Source organism: Actinophytocola sediminis, from assembly GCF_054779715.1.
Map to the genome: position 1 here is coordinate 1 of NZ_BAAGXS010000158.1, position 4,920 is coordinate 4,920.

Genomic DNA, 4,920 nt, shown 5'->3' on the forward strand with positions numbered 1-4,920 from the left:
CCGCCGGTGAGGCCGGATCCGCGGTCACCAACGCGGTCACCACCACCGCCGTGCCGATCTCCCCCTCGGCCGACCTGCCGCTCGAGGACATCTACCTCGACACCCTCGACACCGGCGGGATCGTCTACTCCACCGGGCAGGCCGCCATCGACACCGGCAACGCCATCTGCGACTACCTCGCGTCGGGCGGCAGCTTCGCCGGCGCCGTGTCGATCCTCGCCCAGCACGGCGGGTACAGCGGCGGCGACGCCGGCTACATCATCGGCGCCGCCCAGGGCTCACTGTGCCTGGCAGGCGCGCTGTGAAGCTCTGGAAGCGCCGCCCGCGCACCCCGCGCCACGCCCTCACCAGCGAGCCCCGCGACGTCGTCGGTTGGCTCGACCAGCTCAAGGCCGACCCGGCCGCCGGTGAGCGGACCCGCGCCGACATCGCCGACGCCATGGCCGTGTTCGCCGCCGTCACCCGCCAGCGCATCGACTGCTCCTGCACCGGCCGCACGGTGATCGTCATCCACGACCCCGGCGCGATGTGCGGCAGCACCCAGTGGGACGCCGCCGAGATCGCCGCGCAGGACGCCGCCGCTCGGACCGGTTCCGGCCCGGACGAGATGCCCCTGATCCAGACGGCCGCCTACGCCGTCCTCGACCACCTGACCAGCACGGAGAGGAGGAACCGATGATCAACTTCGACACGGAGTGCGAGTGCCACGGCGTGGCCACGTCCAACTGCCCCGACCGGCAGGGACCCACCAAGAAGGTGACCCGTGGCTGACAACCGCGACCCCTACGCGTGGGTCACCAACGGTCAGCGCGTCGAAGCCCGCTTCGGCCCCGTCGGCGACCACGTCCGCGCCACCGGCACGGTCATCGCCTACATGCCCGAGCCCACCGTGGTCATCCAGACCGACAGCGGCGAGCACGTCCAGTGGGCCGCGAGCCTGACCTACCCGGTCGACATGTGCGGCGCGCCCACCGAAGGACTCGTCCACGAGGTGCGCTGCAACCTGGCCGCGAACCACTACGGCGAACGGCACCGCGCCGACCTCGGCCTCGGGACCTACACCTGGGGCCACCTCCCCCACCCCGACACCGCTGGTGGCTGACCAGCGCCGCGACTACGGCCCCGCGGGCTGCGCACACGGATGCGCGACCCGCGGGGCCCAGGTCGCCCTCGCCCTCACCCTCCTTGCTGTCCTGACCAGGAAGAAGAACCGACGTGGCTGACCTGACCGAGATCCTCGAAGACATCGCACGCGGCGATGGTGCCGCGCACGTGATCGAGCAGCAGTGGCTCGACCCCGCCGACATCACCGACCCGATCCTGCGGGTCGTGGCCGAGTACGCGATCGCGGCGTACGAGGCGTGGGGTACGGCGGCGAAGATCCTGGAGCAGGCCGCCGAGAACGCGCTGGTGCTCGGCGACACCACACCTGCCCGGTCGGCCGCTTTGCTCAGGCACGCCGGCGCCGAGGTAGGGCGGCGCGGCGACTCGTCTCGCGCCGACCGGTTCGCGATGGCGGCCGACGACCACGATGCCGGCATCTGCCCCGTTGAGCTGCCCCCGTGCAAGGCCGAGCAGGACGCACGGGCCGCGCTCGCCAAGTACGGCATCGAGGTCCCAGGTGCCTGACCAGCCCACGCCGAACCCGGTGTCCGCGACCGAGCTTCCCCCGGCCGCGGGCACCGGCACCACCCGGCCGGCGCTGTCCGACGTGATGGACCGTGTCAAGGCCGAGTACGGCGACGCGCTCGCCGCCCTCGGCGACCAGCCGGTGAGCACCTTGCCGTGCGGCCACACCCTCGACGGGATCGAGAACGACGAGGTGTCCGCCGACGAACACGACCGGTGCGCCCCCGAGGTGTTCGAGCTCGACGTGCCGATGCTCCTGCACCCCAAGGCACACGGACCCCGGTCGCAACCCGGTGAGCCGCTCAACGCGAACTGGCGCATGCACTGGAAGTCGTACAACGAGCGGGTCGGGGTGATCCGGCACGGCGTCGTCACCGCCGCCCTCGCCGCGAAGGTCCCGCACGCCCGGCACCTCACCGTGCAGCTGCACTACCGGCCCGGCGACCAGCGCAGGCGGGACGCCGACAACCTCTGGCCCGTCCTCAAAGCCGCGTGCGACGCGCTCGCCCGCGGCCCCCGCCGGGACTGGGTCGGCCTCGAACTGGTGCCGGACGACACCCCCGAGCACATGACCAAGCTCACCCCGGTCATCCACCCCCGTGCGGGTGAACGGCGGCTCTGGATCACCGTGGAGGTACAGCGATGAGCATGACGCCCAACCAGCTCCGCGAGTACGCCACGACGGTCATCCTCGACCACGCCCGGGACGTCGAGTTCCTGTCCATCGTCGAGATGGCCGAGGACCAGCTGGGGCACGCGATCGAGGTTGAGGACGCTCGCGCCGTCGCCAAGCTGATCACCAAGGCCACCATCACCGTGTCGTGGGAGGACCAGCGATGAGCAGGCTCAAGAACCTGATCCGGCACCGCGAACTGCGCGCCTCCCCCGACCGGCTCGTCGTGCACCTCGCCGAGCTGCACTCCCCGGACCGCGAGCACGAGGAGCAGGCGTTCGCGTGCACCGGCTGCGACCACACCGGCAACCCGATGCACGCCGCGTCGTGGCCGTGCCGTACCTGGTCGCTGCTCGACGAGGAGGTCGACCGATGAGCGAGATCGAGCGGCTCCTCTCGCACTCCAGCAGCAACCCGATGGGCGTACACGAGGAAATGGTCAAGCGCGGCGCCGAGGAACTGCTTGCCGACTACGCGTCCGAGTACGTCGCCGACCACCTGTCCTGGAAGGACTTCGCCGGGCAGGCGCTGCGTGTCCTCAACGCGGGCCTGCGCGGCACCGTGTGGGAGGACCGGTGATCGGCCGGGACGTGACCCCCGACTGGGTCGACCGGGTCGCCATCGACCGGGCCCTGGCCGGCAGGCCGGTCGGGCGCCGGCTGCACCGTGCTGAGCGTCTGGTCATCGCCCGCCGTCTGGTCGCCGCAGGCCACGGCGCATCCATGATCGACAAGGTCACCCGGTGCGGCGGACGCGCAGCACAGGAACTCGCCAAGGAGGCCCGGGCGTGAGCCAGACGTGTGCCCGGTGTGGACGGACCCGAGACCAGCTGAGCGCGATGATCGACGACCGGCCGTACTGCCACGAGGACGACGACACGCCACCCACCTGCTACGAGCTGGCCTCCGCCCTCCGTGGCCGCGCCACGCTTCCGCTGACCGACGTCGCCACCCTGGTCGGCATCCTGCGGGAGAACGGCTACGACCCCACCGCGCCGTTCTACGGGCTGGAGGTGCCCGGTGACCCGCGCTGAGCTGATGGGCGGTGGCCCCGCTGACGGCGAGACCCTCACCCTGGCCCACGAGGTGGCGGTGCTGCGTGTCCCGCACTGCCGGTGGTGCTCGCTGGTGTCGCTGCGCCGCTACACGTACCGGTCGGTCGGGTCGATGGACGGCCGCGACGGACCCCGCATCGTCTACCTGTACACCGGGGAGCCACGGTGACCGCGCCGTGGGTGTGCCCCTGGTGCCCGCTCCCCCACGGGCCGCGCACCGGCACCAAGCCTGGCGCCTGGGAGCAGCAGACCCTGAGCGGCGAGTGGAAGCGGATGTGCTCGCGGTGCTCCCGGCGCAGGCTGAACAACCCGTGGAACGCGCTGCTGGGGATGCGGAAGGTCGGCGACCGGTGACCGCGGTCGACGAGCCGGCCAGGTTGCCGCGTGAGGTGCCGGACTGGCACGACCAAGCCCTCTGCCGCGAGTACCCGACGCTGGTCGACGCGTGGCATGACGCCCGGCCGCGCTCGGCCGAGGCGGCCGCCGCTCGGTTGATCTGTTCGGCGTGCCCGGTGCGGCTGCTGTGCGCGGTCGGGGCGTTGGAGCGCAGGGAGCCGTACGGGATCTGGGGTGGCCTGGACCGGCAGGACCGCAAGGCCATCGCGGCGCGCTTCGGGTACGAGCCGCCGGGGGATCCGCCGGCGCACGGAACCAACAGCCGCCGGGTGAAGTGGGGCTGCCCGTGCCCGGAGTGCAAGGGGGCGCACGCCCTGTATGAGGCCATGCGCCGCGAGCACGTGCGGGCCCGCGCTCGCGCGCGGGAGCTGTGGGCTACGCCGGTGGTGCTGGCCGGGGCGGTGCGCGCGGGGCGTGGGCGCGCGTGGCCGGGGCAGTTGCTGTTGCCTCTGCCGGTGGTGGTGGCGGGGGGTGTGGGGGTGCTGGTGGCGGCGTGACCTGCGGGAACGGTCTCTACCCCCTGGGGGTTGACAGCCTACCCCCTAGGGGGTAGTGTTCTTGTTGTCAGGGAAACCGACCACCACGGAGGCCACCATGAACACCACCACCACCCCGGTCCAGGAAGCCCTCCTCGCCGCCTACCTCGAGCTCTCCACCAAGCCGCAGGACTGGGTCCGCCTGGCCCGCCTCCGCCCCCTGGTCAAGGCCGACCGCGCCGCCTTCGACGCCGCCCTCATCGACCTCACCCGCACCGGCTCCATCCACCTGGCCCCCGACAGCAACCGCAAGGCCCAGACCGCCGACGACCACGCCGCCGCCCTCCGGTTCAGCGGCATGGACCAGCACCTGGTCGCCGTCGACGACGACTACTTCGTCTGACCGACAGGGGGCCGCCCACGGGGAGGCGGCCCCCACCACCCCCGGCCACCACCAGAGAGGACAGGCCATGGACGACCAGCCCTACGACGACCGCCACGACAACCCGCGCTGGACGGAGCGCTACTACCCCGAGCACAGCGCGCCCGCGCCTGTCGGCCCCCTGCCCGCGCACGACCGCATCCCGGCGCGCTGCCCCGACACCATCCCCCGGTGGATGACCGACCAGCCCTGACCGCCACGGGGCGTCCCACGAGAGGGGGCTTGACGCCCTACCCCCTAGGGGGTAGGG

Annotated in this window: 15 protein-coding genes; all 15 read left to right on the forward strand. The window is 72.3% G+C overall.

Annotation, left to right across the window (positions count from 1 at the left end; genetic code table 11):
• On the forward strand, window positions 1-305 hold a 305-nt coding region (locus tag ACYVIP_RS45005), incomplete at its 5' end, for a DUF732 domain-containing protein (protein ID WP_460407421.1).
• On the forward strand, window positions 302-679 hold the full coding sequence (locus tag ACYVIP_RS45010; protein WP_460407422.1) for a hypothetical protein: 378 nt from the start codon (window positions 302-304) through the stop codon (window positions 677-679). The genes ACYVIP_RS45005 and ACYVIP_RS45010, both read left to right, overlap by 4 nt.
• An 84-nt stretch (window positions 680-763) precedes the next feature.
• Window positions 764-1,102 (forward strand): hypothetical protein, encoded by a 339-nt coding sequence (locus ACYVIP_RS45015; RefSeq protein WP_460407424.1) that lies wholly within the window; start codon window positions 764-766, stop codon window positions 1,100-1,102.
• 113 nt (window positions 1,103-1,215) lie between these two features.
• Window positions 1,216-1,629, forward strand: coding sequence for a hypothetical protein (locus ACYVIP_RS45020; protein ID WP_460407425.1), 414 nt, complete (start codon window positions 1,216-1,218; stop codon window positions 1,627-1,629).
• Window positions 1,622-2,275: a RusA family crossover junction endodeoxyribonuclease gene (locus ACYVIP_RS45025; RefSeq protein ID WP_460407427.1), complete on the forward strand. Its 654-nt coding sequence runs from the start codon at window positions 1,622-1,624 to the stop codon at window positions 2,273-2,275. Before ACYVIP_RS45020 ends, ACYVIP_RS45025 begins: the two co-directional genes overlap by 8 nt.
• Complete coding sequence (locus ACYVIP_RS45030; RefSeq protein ID WP_460407428.1) at window positions 2,272-2,469, forward strand: hypothetical protein; 198 nt, start codon at window positions 2,272-2,274, stop codon at window positions 2,467-2,469. The genes ACYVIP_RS45025 and ACYVIP_RS45030 overlap by 4 nt, the downstream gene beginning before the upstream one ends.
• Window positions 2,466-2,678 carry a hypothetical protein gene (locus ACYVIP_RS45035; protein ID WP_460407430.1) on the forward strand — a complete coding sequence of 71 codons (213 nt, stop codon included), beginning with the start codon at window positions 2,466-2,468 and terminating at the stop codon, window positions 2,676-2,678. The genes ACYVIP_RS45030 and ACYVIP_RS45035 overlap by 4 nt, the downstream gene beginning before the upstream one ends.
• Window positions 2,675-2,881, forward strand: a complete 207-nt coding sequence (locus ACYVIP_RS45040) for a hypothetical protein (protein ID WP_460407432.1) — start codon at window positions 2,675-2,677, stop codon at window positions 2,879-2,881. The genes ACYVIP_RS45035 and ACYVIP_RS45040 overlap by 4 nt, the downstream gene beginning before the upstream one ends.
• Window positions 2,878-3,093, forward strand: coding sequence for a hypothetical protein (locus ACYVIP_RS45045; protein WP_460407434.1), 216 nt, complete (start codon window positions 2,878-2,880; stop codon window positions 3,091-3,093). Before ACYVIP_RS45040 ends, ACYVIP_RS45045 begins: the two co-directional genes overlap by 4 nt.
• On the forward strand, window positions 3,090-3,335 hold the full coding sequence (locus tag ACYVIP_RS45050; protein ID WP_460407436.1) for a hypothetical protein: 246 nt from the start codon (window positions 3,090-3,092) through the stop codon (window positions 3,333-3,335). Before ACYVIP_RS45045 ends, ACYVIP_RS45050 begins: the two co-directional genes overlap by 4 nt.
• A complete protein-coding gene (locus tag ACYVIP_RS45055; protein ID WP_460407437.1) occupies window positions 3,322-3,525 on the forward strand; it encodes a hypothetical protein in 204 nt (67 codons plus the stop codon). Before ACYVIP_RS45050 ends, ACYVIP_RS45055 begins: the two co-directional genes overlap by 14 nt.
• Window positions 3,522-3,710 carry a hypothetical protein gene (locus ACYVIP_RS45060; RefSeq protein ID WP_460407439.1) on the forward strand — a complete coding sequence of 63 codons (189 nt, stop codon included), beginning with the start codon at window positions 3,522-3,524 and terminating at the stop codon, window positions 3,708-3,710. Before ACYVIP_RS45055 ends, ACYVIP_RS45060 begins: the two co-directional genes overlap by 4 nt.
• Window positions 3,707-4,249 (forward strand): WhiB family transcriptional regulator, encoded by a 543-nt coding sequence (locus ACYVIP_RS45065; RefSeq protein WP_460407440.1) that lies wholly within the window; start codon window positions 3,707-3,709, stop codon window positions 4,247-4,249. The genes ACYVIP_RS45060 and ACYVIP_RS45065 overlap by 4 nt, the downstream gene beginning before the upstream one ends.
• Window positions 4,250-4,346: 97 nt before the next feature.
• Window positions 4,347-4,631, forward strand: a complete 285-nt coding sequence (locus ACYVIP_RS45070; protein WP_460407441.1) for a hypothetical protein — start codon at window positions 4,347-4,349, stop codon at window positions 4,629-4,631.
• Between the two features lie 67 nt (window positions 4,632-4,698).
• Window positions 4,699-4,863 carry a hypothetical protein gene (locus ACYVIP_RS45075; protein WP_460407443.1) on the forward strand — a complete coding sequence of 55 codons (165 nt, stop codon included), beginning with the start codon at window positions 4,699-4,701 and terminating at the stop codon, window positions 4,861-4,863.
• The last annotated feature ends 57 nt before the right edge of the window (window positions 4,864-4,920 follow it).

Excerpts from the sequence above, each read along its gene's own strand:
- ACYVIP_RS45030 (WP_460407428.1), top strand. The coding sequence starts at position 2,272 with ATGAGCATGACGCCCAACCAGCTCCGCGAGTACGCCACGACGGTCATC.
- ACYVIP_RS45035 (WP_460407430.1), top strand. The coding sequence starts at position 2,466 with ATGAGCAGGCTCAAGAACCTGATCCGGCACCGCGAACTGCGCGCCTCC.
- ACYVIP_RS45040 (WP_460407432.1), top strand. The coding sequence starts at position 2,675 with ATGAGCGAGATCGAGCGGCTCCTCTCGCACTCCAGCAGCAACCCGATG.
- ACYVIP_RS45070 (WP_460407441.1), top strand. The coding sequence starts at position 4,347 with ATGAACACCACCACCACCCCGGTCCAGGAAGCCCTCCTCGCCGCCTAC.
- ACYVIP_RS45075 (WP_460407443.1), top strand. The coding sequence starts at position 4,699 with ATGGACGACCAGCCCTACGACGACCGCCACGACAACCCGCGCTGGACG.